This window comes from Dyadobacter sp. 676, assembly GCF_040448675.1.
Lineage (GTDB): Bacteria > Bacteroidota > Bacteroidia > Cytophagales > Spirosomataceae > Dyadobacter.
Window position 1 is genome coordinate 5,865,367 of sequence record NZ_CP159289.1, and the last position, 18,039, is coordinate 5,883,405.

The window sequence follows — 18,039 nt, forward strand, 5'->3', positions numbered from 1 at the left end:
ATCTATGGGAAAGAGAATTACGGTGTTCATTGCCATGATTCTGGCGGCGGTAAGCCTCGCGAACGCGCAGGAGATCGTCGTGAAGGGGGTGGTCAGGGATCAGCAAAATCAGTCATTGCCCGGCGCAAGTGTGCTGGTGAAGGGAACGCAATCAGGTACTGTAACAGACGTAGACGGAAATTATTCGATCACCGTGCCCAATGAACAGGCGGTGCTGGTGGTCTCATTTATCGGTTACGAAACACAGGAAGTGACGGTAGGTTCCCAAACGAAGATCGACGTAACGCTCGGAGCGGACCTGAAAACGCTGAACGAGGTGGTAGTGATCGGTTATGGTACGCAGAAACGAGGCGATGTGACGACTTCAATAGCGTCGGTCGACACGAAAGACATCGAAGAACGGCCGATTTTACAGGCGGCGCAAGCCTTACAGGGAAAAGCAGCGGGCGTACAGGTCACGCAGCCTTCCGGAAAACCGGGCAGCGCGTTGTCTATCCGTGTACGCGGGGCGACGTCCGTACAGGCGGGTAACGAACCCCTGTACGTGGTCGACGGAGTGCCAACCATGGACACCCGCGACCTGAACGTGAACGATATCGAAAGTATCCAGGTATTGAAGGATGCATCTTCGGCGGCTATTTACGGCGCGAGGGCCTCGAATGGCGTAGTGATCGTCACTACCAAAAGGGGTAAGGCCAACCAGTCGCAGGTTAATTTCTCGGCCTATTACGGCTTTTCGAACATTGCCAAAAAGATCGACGTGCTGAATCCGCAGCAATATGCCGACCTGATGAATGAAATGGGGCATAACATCACGGTGGGCAGCGAAACGACCGACTGGAACAAGGAAGTTTTCACCACCGGACATAACCAGAACTACCAGCTTTCATTTTCGGGCGGTAACGACAAGAACAGGTATTTTGTATCGGGCGCGATCACCAAGGATCAGGGGATTATCAAGCCGGCCAGCTACCGGCGGTATTCGTTCCGCATGAACCTCGATAATCAGATCAAAAACTGGTTCAAACTGACGACGAACGTCAGCTATTCCAATGCCAGGATCCGCGATGTGAAGGACAACAACAACGCGGGCCGCAATGCGGTGGTATTGGGTGCGCTGGGTGCTCCGCCGACCATGGGCGTATATTCCCAGGATTCGGTAAGGGGAACGATTTTCTCGACAAATCCCCTTAAAGCAGGCTGGGACAATCCGCTGGCGGCCATGTTCGGGCCTGACCAGTCGGCCAGGGACAACCGGATTTTCGGCAATGTGGCCGGTGATTTCACGCTGGCCAAGGGGCTGGTGTTCCGTTCCAATTTCGGGATCGACTTTATGAACCATGCCAATGACTATTACCTGGACCCATACCGCACAACCGAGGGCTGGGGAGCCAACGGCAGCACGCACGGACTCGGCAATGCGACGCGTTCCAACTCCTTTACCTACCTCTGGGAAAATACGCTTAACTACGAAAAGAAATGGGAGAAGCATGAATTCTCGGCGCTGGCGGGTACGACCGTTCAGAAAAACAACTGGAACAATTCCTATATCGCGGGCCGGGACTTCCCTTCGGACGGCGTTGTGAAAACGATGAACGCGGCCAATGAGATCACCGAAGCCTACACCGAGCAATCGGAATGGTTTCTGAATTCCTATCTGGGGCGGTTGATGTACAACTTCGACAGCAAATACCTGATTACGGCCAACTTCCGGGCGGACGGGTCATCCAAGCTCGCCAAGGGAAACCAGTGGGGCTTTTTCCCGTCGGTGTCGGCCGGCTGGCGCATTTCGGCGGAGCCGTTCATGGAGGATGTCAAGTTCATCACCGACCTGGAAGCTGCGTGGCGGCTGGGGACAAAACGGTAACCAGGAAGGGCTGGCCAATTACGCATCCTATGGTTTGAACAGCTACACGCGCCGCACGCCTACCACGCCGCCTTCGGGCCCGGCCGTTACGCCTCCCACGTACGCGCCTAACCCCGACCTGCGATGGGAGACGACCACGCAGACCAACTTCGGTATCGACCTGAGTATGTTGCAGGGCCGCCTCACTTTCACTGCCGACGCCTATTTGAAAAAGACTCACGACCTGCTGCTGAATGTGCCGTTGCCAAACACAAGCGGCTACACCTACATACCCCGAAATTCCGGTAAGCTGGAAAACAAGGGGCTGGAATTCGTTTTGTCGAGCGTCAATTTTGATAAGTCGGATTTCCAGTGGACGACCGATTTCAACATTGCATTCAACCGCAACAAAATCACCGAACTGCAACTGAGCAAAATTTATCGCTACGCCGAGGTGGAAGGCCGGAGCGACCAGATCATCATTTTGCAGGAAGGGGCTTCCCTGGGAACGTTTTACGGTTACATCGCCGATGGCGTAAATCCGGAAACCGGCGACATGATCTACCGCGATATTAACGGCGACGGCGTTTTCTCTCCTTCCGACCGGACGGTCCTGGGCTCGGCACAGCCGAAATTTACTTACGGGATGAACAACAACCTGACCTACAAGAATTTCAGCCTGTCGTTCCTTTTCCAGGGCTCGCAGGGAAACAAGGCGTTCAATGCGTCGAGGCTGGAAACGGAGGGAATGTATGACAGCAAAAACCAGTCGACCGAGGTGCTGCGGCGCTGGCAAAAGGCGGGGGACATTACCGATATTCCGAGGGCAACCGACGGCAACGTCAACAACTCGCTGATTTCGTCGCGCTTTGTCGAAAACGCCTCCTTCCTGCGGATGAAAAGCGCCACGATCTCGTATGCGCTCGGTAAAGAGTTCGCCGACAAACTTAAACTGGGCCGGGCGACTGTTTACCTGACTGCCCAAAACCTTTTCACGATCACCAAATACAAAGGGTTCGACCCCGAGGTGAATGCGTTCACGTCGAGCGGAGCCACCCTGGGTATCGACTACGGAACCTACCCGGTATCGCGGGCATTTGTGGCGGGTCTCAATGTTCAGTTTTAATTCAGGAATTTTATGAAAAAGATCAATTATATAGCGATTGTCCTGGGATTATCCATACTGCTTCCGTCGTGCCAGGACCAACTCGATTTACAGCCTGTTTCCCAAACCGTGGTGGGCGAAAGCGGTAGCGGCACCGCCGGCTCGGCCATCAGGGACGTCGCGAGCGCCGAGGCCGCCCTGGCAGGGTGCTACGCGATTTTCAAGAACAGCTCCGCGGAATATTATGTGATGGATTACTTCATTCTGGGCGACGGGCAATCGGATAACTCCTATGCGGGCGCCGACAATGCAGCCTGGTTTGAAGTGGATGAATTCAGGATGCTCTCGACCAATGCGGTTGCAGCCAGGGATTGGCAATATTTGTACAATCACGTGGCGAGCGCCAACTCTATTATCGCCAATGTACCCAAGGTAACCGACGCCTCGCTGCCGGCCGATCGTAAGGCGCAGATAGTCGGGGAAGCGAAATTTATCAGGGCAAGGGCCTATTTTGATCTGGTGAGGATCTATGGGGATGTGCCGTTGGTGGTGGACGAGTTGCCGACCATTACTTCCGAAAATGTGGACGAAATTTACGGCCAGCTTTATCCTGCCAGAAGTACGGCAGAGGAGGTATATGCCCAAATTGTTAAGGATCTGGACGAGGCTGCCACTACTGTGCCGAAATCGGGACCGAACAAAATGACGGTGACACCGGGAGCGGTGCATACGTTGCTGGCAAAGGTGTACGCAACTCGCAAGGACTGGGCGAAAGTGAAAGAGCATGCCGACAAGGTGATTGCATTGGGTTATACGCTGCTGCCCAATTTCGAGGATTTGTGGGATGGCAAGCACGAAAACAGCGCAGAAGCCATTTTTGAGCTGAATTTCGAAGACTGGTCGACCGGTGGAAACTGGGGTTCTTCCATGTTTTTCGGCACCGACTGGAAAAAATTCAATACCCCTTCCAATGACCTTGTAAAGGCTTATGACGACGAGAAGGACGTGGTACGCAAAGCATCGACGATTTATACGGCCAATGTGACAGGCAAATGGTCGGACAAATACTGGCCGTTGACAAAGTTCCCGTTTGCCTATAAAATGCGCAACACCGACGCCTCGCAAAATATCATCATGTACCGCCTGGCCGATGTACTGCTTCTAAAGGCGGAGGCATTGAACGAAACCGGCGATCTGGCAGGCGCCCGCGCGCTGGTTAACCAGGTGCGGACGCGCGCGAAGCTGCCGGCAACACAGGCGGCGGACCAGGCGACAATGCGCCTTGCGATCGAGAAGGAGCGCCGGCTGGAGCTCGCGTTCGAGGGGCAGCGCTGGTACGATCTGGTACGGACGGGCAGGGTGGTGCCGGTAATGGAGGCGGTGAAGGACGGCTCGGGCAACAGTTTGAACTACAAACTTACCGATACGAAACTCCTGTGGCCGATTCCGCAGGGCGAGATCGACAAGAATGCCAATCTGACCCAGAACAAGGGCTATTAGGAATTAGCTGAGTCATGCCGGGCGACGGATGCTTTCGGGGCACCTGTTCCGGCATGGCTTTCTTTTTTTATCAAATCCATGAAAGCAAATCTGATAGCGACGGCCGTGAGTCTGGCCGTTGCGCTGAACGGTTGTTCGGCCGGAACGCCGGCGACTGACAGTCCCGGCCCGGTTGATACCACTTCTTCCGGCAAAGTAGCCGTGTGGGTTACCAACGGCCAGCAAAGCAAATTACTAAAAAACGAAAACCCTGTCACGATCGGCAAGGTGGGCGCAGTCGCACCATCGGCCCACCTGATCGGGATCGACTTTTCGACCAAACTGCAAGAAATGGATGGCTTTGGGGCCGCGCTTACGGGTTCTTCGGCCTACCTGATCAACCGGAAACTCAACGTATCGCAGCGTGAGGCCCTGCTTAAAGACCTTTTTGATCCGCAGACGGGAATCGGTATAAGCTACCTGCGCGTTACAATGGGCGCATCGGATTTCTCGCTGGAAGATTTCACCTATAACGATCTGCCCGCAGGGCAAACGGATCCCGGGTTAAAACAATTTTCCATTTCGAAAGATCAGGCGGACCTGTTGCCCGTTCTGAAATCCGTAGTCGTGTTGCAGCCGGCGATCAAAATTATGGCCACCCCGTGGTCGGCGCCCGCGTGGATGAAAACGAATGGCAAACTGGCCGGAGGGAGCCTTAAACCGGAGTGGTACGAGACTTATTCCAACTATTTTGTGAAATACCTCGATGCCTACCGAAAAGAAGGCATCGCTATCGACGCGATTTCGGTGCAGAACGAGCCTTTGCATGAGGCTGCGTACCCGTCGATGGGCATGGATTCGGTAGCGCAGTGCAATTTTATCAAAAACCACTTAGGGCCGCTTTTCCGGACGAAAGCGATCGGCACGAAGATCCTGTTGTACGACCACAACTGGGACAGGCCCGGTTATCCGCTGTCGATTTTGGGTGATCCGAAGGCCAACCAATATGTCGCCGGTTCGGCGTTTCATGCGTATGGCGGGAACGTGTCGGCGATGAGTCAGGTCCATGACCGGTTTCCCGACAAAGGGTTGTATTTCACTGAAATATCCGGCGGCCGCTGGGCCACCAATTTTGCCGACAACCTGAAATGGAATATGTCGAATATTTTCATCGGAACTGCCAACAACTGGTCGAAGAATGCGCTCTTGTGGAACCTGGCGCTGGATGAAAACGATGGCCCGAAAAATAAGGGCTGCGATAACTGCCGTGGCGTGGTGACTATCGCCTCCAACGGCAGCGTGACGAAAAACGTGGAATATTATGCGATTGCCCATATGTCGAAATTCGTTCGCCCGGGCGCATTCCATGTGCAGTCGGACAGGCTGGGCGCGTCGACTGGCCTCGAACATGTGGCGTTCCTCAACACGGACGGTTCCAAAGTACTGGTAATACTAAACCAGAGCGCCGACAACAGAAAGTTCACCGTTTCATTCGGCGAAAATCAATTTAGCTACACGATCGACCCCAATGCGGTAGCGACACTTGTGTGGAAGTGAAACTGCGGCGCCCGATCGGTTCCACACAAGTGGGTAGGCCCGCTGGAAGGTGCTTTACAATAAAATCCTGTGGGGAAACCAGCACGTTCAGCCCGACGGCTATCGATCGGCCACGCTGGCCGATCGATAGCCGTCGGGCTGCCTCGCTTCTGGCACGATTCTTTAAAACGGCGCGCGACTAAAAATCTGTTCATCAAATCTTTATCTGTTCATCAAATCTTTCTGTTATGAAAAAAATGCGTTTGCTGCTTTTCGCAGCCATGTTGATAGCCGTTGCATGCGACGATGACGACGATCAGAACGATCCGGGCAACAGCCTGTCGAACGCCGACAAAATATTCGTGACCAATGCTGCCGATGGCGGGATGTTCGAAGTGAAGGCCGGGGAACTGGCCGTTGCAAAGGGCGATTCTACCTCCATGGGCTTTATGCACGGCGATTCGCTCAGTGTGAAGTCGTTCGGAAGAATGATGGTTACCGATCATTCGAAAGTGAACGAGGAGCTCAAAAATCTGGCTGAGCGAAAAGGCGCTTCGGTACCGGGTTCGCTCAGTGCCGCCAAACAACAGAAGCTGGATAGCCTGTCGGCGGCGAATGGAGCGGCATTCAATGCCATGTACGCGAAGATGATGGTTTCCTCGCACCAGGAAACGGTACAGCTCTTCCAGACGCAGGCGGCGAGCGGGAACGACGGCGAGTTGAAATCGTGGGCGGCCGACAAGATACCCGCTTTGCAGCACCATCTGGAAATGTCGCAAATGTTGCGGGATTCGATCCGATGAGTGTTTGAGTCGCGCCTCAAAACCACCGCTGCCCGGTCAGCCGATGAACGTATAGCCGTCATCGGCCGACCGGACCGTGGGATTATCGACAGAAGTTATTATTTCAAATACTCGGCCACGTCCGGACCCAGGTCGTAAACTTTCGCATCGGGCAGGCGCTTCCTGAGCAGGCTGCTGGCGGTTGCCGAACGATATCCCGAAGCACAGCTTACGAGAATGGGCTTGTCTGTGGGAATTTCAGACAACCGTTTTTCGAGGTCCTGAAGGGGGATATTGAGCGCATTTTCGAAAAGCGGTGTTTGCTGCGCTTCTCTGGTTGTCCGCACATCCACATACGTATACCGATTGGCTTTCGGGTCGAATCCGGCCCGGTCGAAGGCCGCGAATTGTTCGCCGTCTTTGGCGTCATATGTAAAAGCCCCTTTCACTTTCGATTCATATCCGATCAGGGCCGTCTTTTCGAGGGCGGTTTGCAGCGCTTGTTCATCCTGGGCAACGAGGTAAAACGTGGTGTCGGGATGAACGATGGTACCGAGCCAGGTCACAAACCCCGCGCCGTCGCCCTGGATATTTACAGCGTCGGGAATGTAGGAAGCCTTGAACAGATTCGCCGGCCGGGCGTCGATCACCGTGGCGTTCGCTTCCGGGCGATAGTTCCGGGCCAATCGCCTCACTGCCGCCAGACCCGATTTCAACTCGGGCGCACCGGCCATGTTCAGTTCGACGTCATATTTGAAATAGGCCGGTATGAATGGCTGGTCGCTCAGCAGCAGTTTGACAAACTCCTCCTTAGGCCGCGTTTCGAATGCATAATTGCTTTGTTTTTCTTCGCCGATCGTCGAGCTAAGCGCCTTCCGAATGGACTTACCGCAAAGCGATCCCGCTCCGTGCGCCGGGTACACGACCACGTCATCGGCCAGTTTGGCAAATTTGTTGTGGACGGTATCATACATCATCTCGGCGAGCCGCTGGCGCTGGGCTTCCGTTTTTTTCGAAAATTCGCGCAGGTCGGGGCGGCCGACATCACCGATAAAAAGCGCGTCGCCGGAGAAAACCACTTTGTCCCGACCGTCTTCGGCGAGTACCACGGAAATATGGTCGGGTGCATGCCCGGGCGTGTACAACGACCGCAGCGTGACGTTGTCCGACAACTTGATGGCATTCCCGTCGTCGAAGGCCGTCTTGCGGTACTTTGCCTGTGTGAGACTGCTGGCGTATACCGGCACGTTCAGTTTCTTTTGCATTTCCTGGTGGGCGCTCACAAAGTCGGCGTGCGGGTGTGTTTCGATAATGCCGGTAATTTCGGCGTATTTCTTTCTGGCATAGTCATAGTAAACAGCCGGATTTCGCTGCGGATCGATGACGATGACCCTGGCACCGGCCCTGACGGCGTAGGAAAAGTGCGCAAGCCCTTTCACCTCGAACTGCTCGATTTCGTATTGCGCCGACGAAAAGACGGTCCGGCCGAGTATTCTGTGAAAGGGCACCGCGGACGCGACGCCCAGACAAGCCAGATTTTTAACGAAGTTTCTTCTTTCCATAGATTCGATTGCAAGTTATGACCGATTTCCGGCCGGGGTCCGAAAGGGAGAACATCGGGCGGCCCGGTTTGATACAAAGTTAACGAACACCCGCATTAAACCGCCCGGATTTTCGCCGGCAGCACGACGGACGCGCGCCCGCACGAAGCAGTCGCTGAACAACGAAGCCGTGAAAATGACCGGGGAAGCTAGCGCAGGTATGGTTTTATTGAAAGGAGGCCGGACCAGATGATATCCATAAGGATATTCACGCAAATTTCTATAGAATCTAATCGAATCGATAACAAAGTGGACATAATCGAAGTCGTCGGCCTGGTTGCCGGCATTTGCACGTCTTCCGCTGTGATACCGCAGCTGGTAACGACGATCCGGAAAAAGAAGGCCAGCGATGTTTCCATGGCGATGTTCATCGTATTGCTGACGGGCAACGCCTTGTGGGTGTTTTATGGCTTCAATAAAAGCGACATTCCCATTATCGCTACCAACCTTTTTACGATAGGCCTGAATGTGGCCATGCTGGTCTTGAAATTCAAATACAAGAAGGCGGGAAGTTAGCGTTAGCCGGGAATGCGGCGTCAATTCAGTGTTTTAATTTCCGCCGCTACCCCGTGGTAGCGATTATACTCCCCGAGCGTGGCCAGATTTCCGTCCGGTAACCTGAGCTCCACTTTCCAGTTCATCGAATTCGCAAGCTGAAAAATCATGAGCTGTACCTGGTTTCCCGCAATCCGGGGAAGATCGCTCTGCATTGCTTTCTCATTCATGATTTGCTTGGCCTGGTTGAGGATAGAGGTGTAATCTTCGGTCTGAAACCTGTTCAACCATCCTTGCTCGATATCATAGAACTTATAATCGGTGTCGATAGAAAGGATTTCGGGGGATGGGAAAAAATCGATTACGAGCCGCCGGTCCTGGTTGTCGTAATGGAACTTCATTTTCGTGAAATCGTATCCCACCAGTACTTTCGCCTTCGCGATGATCAGCGCCTTTTTCTTATCGTTGATCATATGCCAGACTTTCCGGTCGTTTTCGTAGTTATAAATTTCCGTAAAATACCCTTCCGCCATTACAACTTTAAAGACCTTTTCGATGCGCTCCAGTAATACGGACGCTTCGTGACCGGACACCGCTTTGGCCGAAGTCCGTTTATCGAAAAACGAGCGGACGGAGGCACCCGCGAATCCACCGACGGCGAGGCTGACGATCAAAAAAAGTAAAGTGGTTGAGTCCATTGGCTGTGTGTTTTATTTCTGGTTAAATTCAGACAAAAAAGCCGTAACGCCAAATAGTTGCGGCAAATGATCGCCGGACGAATGCGTTTGGCCGCTGTACCGGCCTTCCCCGCGGGATTCACCAAAATCTGGTTTCGACCCGGAAATATTCCGGCCCGTTATCCCCGATGCGAATAGTCTGACAGACTTTCAGTCGGTTTTTTATAGAATAATTTCTAAATTCACGTTCCGTCGAATAGCATATGCTCGTTGTTTGTGGCTAAAAATACCTTTTGCATACTGATACTGCTGCTAATAGGTTGTGCAAAGCCGTTGTACGTCAGTTCCCAATCCATTAACCGGAACGATATATCGCGTTTCCATGCCGAGCATTTTACCGACGAAAACGGGCTTCCGCAAAACAGCATCTATTCGATCGTATCCGACGAGCTGGGCTTCGTCTGGCTTGTAACGGAGCGGGGCCTGGTGCGTTTCGACGGAAAGGATTTCAGGGTTTTCGATAATTTTGGCAAAACCTATTCATCGGGCAGCATCGGTTCGGTCCATATCGACCCGCGCGTTCGCCCGGAAGGTTTCTTTGCGGTGAATATCGAAAATGGCTTTATCCATATTCGCGGAGGAGCGGCGGCAATCGATACGATTCTGCGCAACGAGCTGAAAAAACAACCGTTTCCGTACCCGGTCGGGGACCATACGCATCTGCTGGTGCGGACGCCCGGCTTGTTCGACGGGAACCCGTACCCCGACTCGTTCGTATTGCCCACGGGAAACGATTGCTTTTTCGTATACGATACCCGGGCATTAACCTATTACGAGCGGAAGAAAAAAGTAGCCGAAGTGGCGTTTCCGTCGAAGAGAAGGTGGGATTTTTTTTGTCTGGGTAACAATCTTTACCACCTCGAAAACGGCCGTCTGGCGAGGTTTACGGCCGGTCCGGCGTCACTCGTAAGCGGGCCCGCAGACTTTAAGGGCGAACTGCCGCACGATCCCGCGTTCAGGCAAGGGAAGCCTGGCATCGTCTTCTGGAACAATGCGACCCGCCAGGTGTTCATCATACTCGACAAATCCCTGTACTTCGTTACCGCCGACGCGCAGGGGAATCTGGATTCAAGGCTGATCCTGCAAGGTTTCGATTTCCCACGAGAGAAAATCAAAGGGATGTATTTCGATCAGAAAGCCTGGCGGATTTTCCTGGGGAGCCACCTGAACGGATTGTTTGTGTTGACCAGGGATAAATTCACAGTGCAGGCAAGCAGTTTTCCCGGTACGGATCAGGTTTATTACGGGCAAGCCGGACTAATGCCGGATGGCGTGCTCACGGGCCAGGGCATCGCCTATCATCATGACACTTTCGGCGGAGGGACACATGCGGCACAGTTACCCCTGATCACGAAAAGCGTCGATTGGGACAAATCCAGCATTCTCGTTGATCCGGAAGGATATATCTGGTGCAAAAAACAGGCGAAGCTGATGTGTATCGAGCCGGACGCATCGAAAATCAGGCGGTCGTGGACGTTGCCGTCCGAAATCACCCAGCTTTACCGCGGGGCCGACAATACGATCTGGATCGGGACCCACAAAGAAGGGCTTTTTTACCTGAAGAAACCTTTTACGGACCGGGCAGTTCCCGCATTGTACCGAAAAGCGCCTTTAATCTATATCTCCTGGATCGACGAATCAGAAGGCTTTATCTGGGTAGGTACCCGGCGCGGGCTTTTCCGGATCGACCGCACGACGCAAAGGGTAACAGAAGTTCCGGGTTTGAGGGACATTTATATACGAAGTCTTCATATCAATGGCCCGGAAACCTGGATAGCGACGTATAAAGACGGCTTTTTCCTTTTAAAAGACGGCAAGCTAACCCGATTTCCGCCCGACCGGAAGGGATACCTCGCCAACACCCATTGCATTATCGAAGACCGCAAAGGCTACTTCTGGATACCGACCAACCATGGCCTGTTCCAGGTGCTGAAAGAGGACCTTTTACGTTATGCGGAGCAGCCGGGTGAAATATATTACCATCAGTATTCTAAAGCGGACGGTTTCAAAAGCAATGAATTCAACGGAGGCTGCCAGCCTTGTGCGGTACGGATGTCGTCGGGGGAGGTTTCGCTGCCTTCCATGAATGGTTTGGTCTGGTTTGAACCGGAAAGCATAGCGCCTGAGCTTCCCGACCGCAAAATAATCGTCAACCGCATCGAAATCGACCGCAAAGCGATGCCGGTAGGGCAGGATGCGGTGACATTTTCCCAGACCCAAAAAGTGCTGACATTCGAGCTGGTGACCCCGTTTTTCGGTAACCATCAGAATGTAGGATTCTCGTATGCGCTGCAAGAAAAAGGCTCCATTCCCGCCGAATCCGATTGGCTCAGTGCGGACGCCGTGGCGGTAAACAAAGCGACTATCAATATATCCACCCTGAGCGACGGACGGTACACGCTGTTCATCAGGAAGAAAAACGGTTTTGGGATAGATAACTTCGCCTATAAAACGATCGGGATCGACGTACCTCCCTTCTGGTACCAGACCTGGTGGTTCTATGCATTGCTGGCGATTTCACTGGGCATCGCCGTGGCCCAGTATGTAAAATACAGGACCCTCAGGGTGCGCAGGGCCAACCTGATGCTCGAGCGGCAGATCAACGAACGGACAGGCCAGTTGCGGTCCGCATTGCGCGACCTCGAAAATTCGCAGCAGGAAGTACTTAGCCAAATGCATTTGCAGTCGAGGCTGATGGCTTCGATTGCCCACGACGTACGGTCGCCTTTGGGGGCGGCCATCATCGTAGCTGCGGAATTGCAAAAAATGATCGAAAGGGGGGAGTATGACATGGCTTCGCTGGTAGGCAGGAACATCGAGGATTCGATGCGCAGGGTAAAAGGCTCTTTGGAAGACATGCTCGCCTACGTGAAAGTTCAGGTTTACAAGCATGAGCCTAAAAATGAAATGGTCGATCTGCACAAGCTGGTCGAAGAGAATATGCAGCTCTACGGGAAAAATACCCGGATCAACGCCAATACCTTTCTAAACCTGGTGCCCGCGGACACCCGCGTGATGACGCACCCGCCGCTGATGAAGATTGTCGTCCATAACCTGATCGACAATGCCAATAAGTTTACCAGCAACGGAGAAATAAAGGCTTACATTTCGGTTGCAAGCGACACGCTCGAACTGATTATCGAGGATTCGGGCTGTGGAATTCCCGAAGAACTCATCGCCTGGTTTGAAAAGAAAGGCTCTTTCGGAAAGCCGGGCACACACGGGGGCATCGGTTTGGTGATGGTGAAGGAGCTGGCGCCGGCGATTGCCGAGAGCATCCGGATAGAACGCCTGGTCCCCGGAACACGTGTCGTGATTGTTTTCCGGAGGCGGTGGGTCACGGCGGGCAGCGAAGCGTTCACGAGCGCTCAGGCTCCCTGATTTTCCGTGCGAGATCGACGACATTGCTAACTCCCAGTTTTTCGAATATCCTGGCTTTGTAAGTGCTTACCGTGTTGGATTGAATATCCAGGTAAGCCGCAATTTCCTTGACCCACTTGCCGGCAATCAGAAGCTCGGAGATCTCCCTCTCCCGGCCCGAAAGGCTTTTTGCGCCGGTCGGGCGCTTGCGGCTTTGCTTGTTGTATACTACCGAACTGAGCAGCCTGTCTTGCACGGCCTGGCTTATATACCGGTTTCTTTTGACCACGGTCGAGATAGCCCTGATTGTTTCCGCTTTTTCAGCGCTTTTGGGAAGAAACCCGTTCGCGCCCGCCGAAATGAAATCCAGCGCATTGAGTTGTTCGTCGGCTGCCGAGCAAACGAGAATAGGTACATCGCTCTGCTGTTTCCGGATACGCCCCACCATCGCAGTTCCCAGCCCGCCTGGTATATCTATGTCGAGCAGGATCAGATCATAAGGGAGGCTTTGAATGCGTTCCATAGCGTGATCGAAGCCCTCGACTTCGTCTACATACGCCTCGCTGTAAAGATCTTGCAGCAGAATCCTCATGCTCATCCGAACAAGGAAATGGTCTTCGATGATCAGTATATTCATTAAACGAAATGAAAAGATGGCTTACCGCAAAATAAAGTGCAATTGTAGTAATATTTCTATTCTTTTCGTTAAAAGAATGTGTTTTTTGACATTTTACCGACATCGGCTGGCATGCTGCGTCTGTCGGACCATCGGACGAGGGATAGGCTCTAACCTTCGGCGTCCAGGGTTTCGTTTTAAAACTATGCGCCTGGCCCGGCGATTGGCGTTCGCAATATTATTTGTTCGGCGATATCCGGTAACTTGCCGTCCGAATACCAACATCGGACACCATCCATGAATCTTTTAAAGCAGATCGAATTCATCAAAGAGATCGACAAGGTCAAGTATATTCAGAGAAAAACGAGGCTGTTTAACAGTCAGCGGCATGAGAACGACGCCGAACACAGCTGGCATCTCGCGTTGATGGCCCTCGTGCTGGCAGAACATTCGAATGCACCGATCGATATTCTAAAAGTGATAAAAATGGTTTTGATCCACGACATCGTGGAGATCGACGCCGGGGACACATTTATTTATGATTCGCAGAAAAACCATTCCAATACCGACGAGGAACGAATGGCGGCCCGGCGGATCTTCGGGCTCCTGCCCGAGTCCCAGGCCGACGAGCTGATCGCCGTTTGGGAAGAATTCGAAGCGGGCGTTTCCAGCGAGGCCAAATTCGCCCGTGCCATGGACCGCCTCGAACCACTACTTCAGAACACGTCGAACGAAGGAGGCACATGGAGCGAGTTCGGTGTGGGTTATGAAAAGGTCTACGAGAAAAAGTCCGCAATAAAACACGGCTCGGAGACGCTCTGGGATTACGCCCGGCAACTGATCGACGAAAGTGTCGACAAAGGTATACTGAAGAAGGGGTAGGCATTCCCGGCGAAGGTTGCCACCCCTTGCATATTAATCACAGGGACCACCGAAGGCCTTACTGGCTTTTGATAATCTTCCGGGCTACCGTATGACCGTTTTCCATATTGACCCGGATCACGTACAGCCCGGCAGGAAGACGTTCCGAATCGATTTGAAACCGGTTTTTCAGCCGTTGTACGATCATACCTCGTGCGTCGATCACCTCGATATCCCAGTTTCGGGATACGCCCGCGATGCTGATGCTGTTGCCGGCCGGGTTGGGGCCTATCGTGATTTTCTGCATTTCCTGCATGCGGACGGACACCATTTTGGAATACGAATAGCTGCCGTCGGTATCGACCTGTTTGAGACGGTAGTAGATGATGTCCGCGGGAGGCTCAGGCGTGTCCGCAAACCGGTATTCCGAAATCCCGGAGGTTACCCGGAACGGCGCGGAAACCCGCCCCGCTTTCCCAAACGTTTTGGCGTCGCGCGCCGATTCCACGTCGAAGTAATCATGCATGGTTTCAAACGAGGTGGCCCAGTTTAATGTGACCGTGTTGGGTTCGGTAACCTGCGCCCCAAACCGGACCAGATGCACCGGCAACCCGGGACCCACCGTCACAAGCCCCGCTACCCGGGCGTCGCTGGGGCAATCGGCGCGGAGGCACGAGGCATAATAGGTGGTCGACTCATATAAAACGGGGGTAGTGAGGCTGTTGCCGCTTCCCAGATGATTGCCGTCGGCCGGAGCGTCGTACCATTGTATCTGCCCGCTGCATCCGGTAGCCGTAAGCGTTGCGCTGATCCCTTGCGGAATCGTCTGCCCGGTAACCACCGGGTCGAGCCCTTTGCTGTTGATCAGTCCGGTCCTCAGCGATTCCAATGCTCCCCGCATCCGGGTGCGCTGGTCATTTGTGAACTGCGTCTGGCAGCCGAAAGTGTTATAACCCATGTAATTTTTGAGGACGGTGCCGTAAGGCGCGTTGTTGTTGCAGGGATTCGGCGGATTCGCATTTGAAAAGCAGATGTAATTTGAACTTTGATTGACCGGCTCCGTATCGCAGATATAGTCGCCTTGTTCGGCACAATTGCTGTTCTGAGGACATTCTATCAGGTCGAGATCGCCTCCGCCAATCGCTCTGGCGAATGTGTGCCCCAGAAACAGGGCATGTCCCAGCTCGTGGGGAAGGATCTTCGTGGTAAAGTAGGAAGCCGTAATCATAGTGCCGTCAAAGGGTGAATAGGCACCTGTCGGGTAAGCCGCGAGTGCCGCGCCCTGGTCCATAAAGTTCACTACCCATATGTTGTAATATTCGAGGTTATTCCAATAGCTCATCGGGTAAACCTGGTCGTATGGTAATCCCGGGCCGCCGGCCGATGTCACGCCGTACAACGTGTAGTTGGGATTGTTTGGGTAAACGCGGTTGATCCCGGTAGTGGCTGAACAGTCGGGCGTCCTGACTGCCAGCTGAAACTGAATGCCGGTGTCTACTCCGTCCGATTCGGGGAGCTGATTGCGGAAGGCCTTGTTCAGTTCGGCAATTCCCTCATGGACCTGAAAGTCAGTCAGAAGGGAACGCCCCTCGGGTTCCAGAATGTGCACCACGACGGGGATGGTATGAACCGGCTCGTCGGGCGCATTGGTACGGTTGGTTTTGGTGGAGGCCAGATAAGCATTCAATCTTTTTTGAGCGATATCGAAAATCTGTTTCCCGGATTTCGAAAGCTGGTGTCGGCTGGTTGTTAAACAGGCGGCGGCAGTGGACTGCTGGGCGTATAAACTGGCACTTTCAGGAAGCCATAGCACAGTTGCGATTACAACGCAGCAGGCTACGACGGGTGGGAGCTTGGTAATGTTTTTCATGGTAATGGGTGCGAGAGGTTGATGTGCAGGAACTTATGACATAAATATAACTATTTTTTAACAAAATATAATTATTTCCCGTAAGGCGGTCGGTTGCGCGAAGTCGCACTCTGCCTTTCAGACACCCGTCGAGGCCGGCACGCTGCGCAACAAAAAACAGCCGGCCCATCGGCCGGCTGTTTCGATTTATTACCTGAATAGAGTATTATAATATGCCCTGTGTGAAGCTGTTCCTGGTTAAAATCCGGGATTGTTCGGCAGCAGGTTCGGGTTGACGTCCGATTCCTGTCTGGGTACGGGGAACAGCAGCTGTTTTTCGCTGAAAGTGGCACCGAAAACGGTCTTGTGGCCCACGAAATCGTCCCAGTTGCCCGTTACGTCATTATGCACTTTGCGGGTCCTGACCATGTCGAACCACATTTTGTTCTCGAAACAAAGTTCGAAATAACGTTGCAGCCACACTTCATGCTCGAATGCGGTTTGGCTTAAACCCGAAACGGGCGCCAGGTTGGCCCGTGCCCGGATGGCGTTCACCAGTTCGACGGCTTTGGCATTCGGTGCACCTTCCGCGCGGTTGGACGCCTCCGCATACATGAGGTACACGTCCGCGAGCCGGTACAATGTGTAGTTCAAATCGGATTTGATCGAGTTCGTGACCGCATTCGCATCGAACCACTTATAGATATACGTGTTTTTGAATTTCACAGGCTGGCCCGTTTTGATACTGGGCGCGGTGGTATAAAAAAACTGCTTTTCCTCCACCCGTTTGTCGCCCGCCGGAAATGATTTGATGAATTCCGGCGTAGGGTACACCGACCCGTATTCGTCCGCATACTTCGAAATGCCCGAATAGTTGGGGATAGTAAGCGGTGTAAGCGGGTTGGTCAACGGAACGCTGGCCGCATATTGCACCTGGAAAATGAACTCCCTCAGGTTTTTGTTCGCCGGATTGATCATATCGGTGTAATTCCTGAACAGCGAATAACCGCCCTTCTGGATCACGTTCAACGACCGTTTCGCCGATTCGGCATAATACTGCTGGCCGCCGTTGATCGCCGCGCCCGCGTAGGTCAGGTACACGTCCGCCAGTATCGATTCCACAGCCGACATGGATACCATTCCGTTCGTGTTCGACCATGGCAGGGTGGATGCCTCGGCCGCAAGCAGGTCGGGGATGATGATCTTGTCGTAAATCTCCTTCGCAGGCGTGCGCGGGAGGTTCAGGTCCAGGTTGGTTGGTACGGCCGTTACTGCGGGCACGGCGCCATACATTCTTACCAGGTAAAAATAGTACAGCGCGCGCAGCGTGCGGACTTCGGCGAGCATATTGTTCTTCTGCTCGTCGGTAAGTCCTGCCGCATTGATGCCCGGAATGCTCTGAAGGGCAAGGTTACAGGCCCCGACGCCGAGATACATCTGTTGCCACCAGGTATCGAAGTAAAAGGAAGTATTGGTGTAACTGAGGTTGGCGTAATTTATGAAGCCGGTCTGGCCGAGGTCGCTGTTCGCTTTCCCTGTCATGAATTCGAGCAGATTGTAGGTGTTTCCGCCATACGACGACGGCTGGCCGGCCAGAAGCCCCTGCAAATTGACGTAGGCCGCATTCGCGTAGGCCCGGGCCACTTTGCTGCTTGATACTTCCGATCCGGGTGTCAGGAATCCCGTCGGGTTTTCTTCCAGAAAGTCGGAACAGGATCCCAGCGCCAGCAGCGAAGCCGCCAGTAATATATTTTTAATCGCTTTCATAATCT

At 53.4% G+C, this 18,039-nt stretch carries 13 protein-coding genes; 8 read left to right on the forward strand and 5 right to left on the reverse strand.

The features are described from left to right. The first annotated feature begins 4 nt into the window (after positions 1 to 4). From ABV298_RS25870 to ABV298_RS25890, 5 genes are all read left to right on the forward strand, one after another. Positions 5 to 1,867 (forward strand): SusC/RagA family TonB-linked outer membrane protein, encoded by a 1,863-nt coding sequence (locus tag ABV298_RS25870; protein WP_353719026.1) that lies wholly within the window; start codon positions 5 to 7, stop codon positions 1,865 to 1,867. Beyond that, entirely contained in the window at positions 1,812 to 2,972 is a 1,161-nt protein-coding gene (locus tag ABV298_RS25875) for a TonB-dependent receptor (protein ID WP_353719027.1), read from the forward strand. Before ABV298_RS25870 ends, ABV298_RS25875 begins: the two co-directional genes overlap by 56 nt. 12 nt (positions 2,973 to 2,984) lie before the next feature. Further along, a complete protein-coding gene (locus tag ABV298_RS25880; RefSeq protein WP_353719028.1) occupies positions 2,985 to 4,451 on the forward strand; it encodes a RagB/SusD family nutrient uptake outer membrane protein in 1,467 nt (488 codons plus the stop codon). A gap of 78 nt (positions 4,452 to 4,529) precedes the next feature. After that, entirely contained in the window at positions 4,530 to 5,987 is a 1,458-nt protein-coding gene (locus tag ABV298_RS25885) for a glycoside hydrolase family 30 beta sandwich domain-containing protein (RefSeq protein WP_353719029.1), read from the forward strand. Between the two features lie 227 nt (positions 5,988 to 6,214). Then, a complete protein-coding gene (locus tag ABV298_RS25890) occupies positions 6,215 to 6,769 on the forward strand; it encodes a DUF4142 domain-containing protein (protein WP_353719030.1) in 555 nt (184 codons plus the stop codon). A gap of 98 nt (positions 6,770 to 6,867) precedes the next feature. Here the strand turns inward: ABV298_RS25890 and ABV298_RS25895 are convergent, their stop codons facing one another. After that, the gene (locus ABV298_RS25895) at positions 6,868 to 8,310 is read right to left on the reverse strand and encodes an MBL fold metallo-hydrolase (RefSeq protein WP_353719031.1); all 1,443 of its coding nucleotides are present in this window, start codon (positions 8,308 to 8,310) and stop codon (positions 6,868 to 6,870) included. Positions 8,311 to 8,598: 288 nt separating this feature from the next. Between ABV298_RS25895 and ABV298_RS25900 the strand changes: the two genes are divergently transcribed. Then, the gene (locus ABV298_RS25900) at positions 8,599 to 8,865 is read left to right on the forward strand and encodes a SemiSWEET transporter (protein ID WP_353719032.1); all 267 of its coding nucleotides are present in this window, start codon (positions 8,599 to 8,601) and stop codon (positions 8,863 to 8,865) included. Positions 8,866 to 8,885: 20 nt separating this feature from the next. On the opposite strand, the gene ABV298_RS25905 is transcribed toward ABV298_RS25900, so the two are convergent. Beyond that, the gene (locus ABV298_RS25905; protein WP_353719033.1) at positions 8,886 to 9,542 is read right to left on the reverse strand and encodes a DUF4230 domain-containing protein; all 657 of its coding nucleotides are present in this window, start codon (positions 9,540 to 9,542) and stop codon (positions 8,886 to 8,888) included. A 255-nt stretch (positions 9,543 to 9,797) separates the two neighbouring features. On the opposite strand from ABV298_RS25905, the gene ABV298_RS25910 reads away from it, so the two are divergent. Then, a complete protein-coding gene (locus ABV298_RS25910) occupies positions 9,798 to 12,962 on the forward strand; it encodes an ATP-binding protein (protein WP_353719034.1) in 3,165 nt (1,054 codons plus the stop codon). Here ABV298_RS25910 and ABV298_RS25915 read toward each other — a convergent pair. Further along, positions 12,940 to 13,578, reverse strand: coding sequence for a response regulator transcription factor (locus ABV298_RS25915; protein WP_353719035.1), 639 nt, complete (start codon positions 13,576 to 13,578; stop codon positions 12,940 to 12,942). The genes ABV298_RS25910 and ABV298_RS25915 overlap by 23 nt on opposite strands. A gap of 276 nt (positions 13,579 to 13,854) precedes the next feature. On the opposite strand from ABV298_RS25915, the gene ABV298_RS25920 reads away from it, so the two are divergent. Further along, positions 13,855 to 14,439, forward strand: a complete 585-nt coding sequence (locus tag ABV298_RS25920; RefSeq protein WP_353719036.1) for an HD domain-containing protein — start codon at positions 13,855 to 13,857, stop codon at positions 14,437 to 14,439. 58 nt (positions 14,440 to 14,497) lie between these two features. Here the strand turns inward: ABV298_RS25920 and ABV298_RS25925 are convergent, their stop codons facing one another. Then, a complete protein-coding gene (locus tag ABV298_RS25925) occupies positions 14,498 to 16,288 on the reverse strand; it encodes a M43 family zinc metalloprotease (protein WP_353719037.1) in 1,791 nt (596 codons plus the stop codon). Positions 16,289 to 16,525: 237 nt separating this feature from the next. After that, entirely contained in the window at positions 16,526 to 18,034 is a 1,509-nt protein-coding gene (locus ABV298_RS25930) for a RagB/SusD family nutrient uptake outer membrane protein (RefSeq protein WP_353719038.1), read from the reverse strand. Positions 18,035 to 18,039 lie beyond the last annotated feature (5 nt).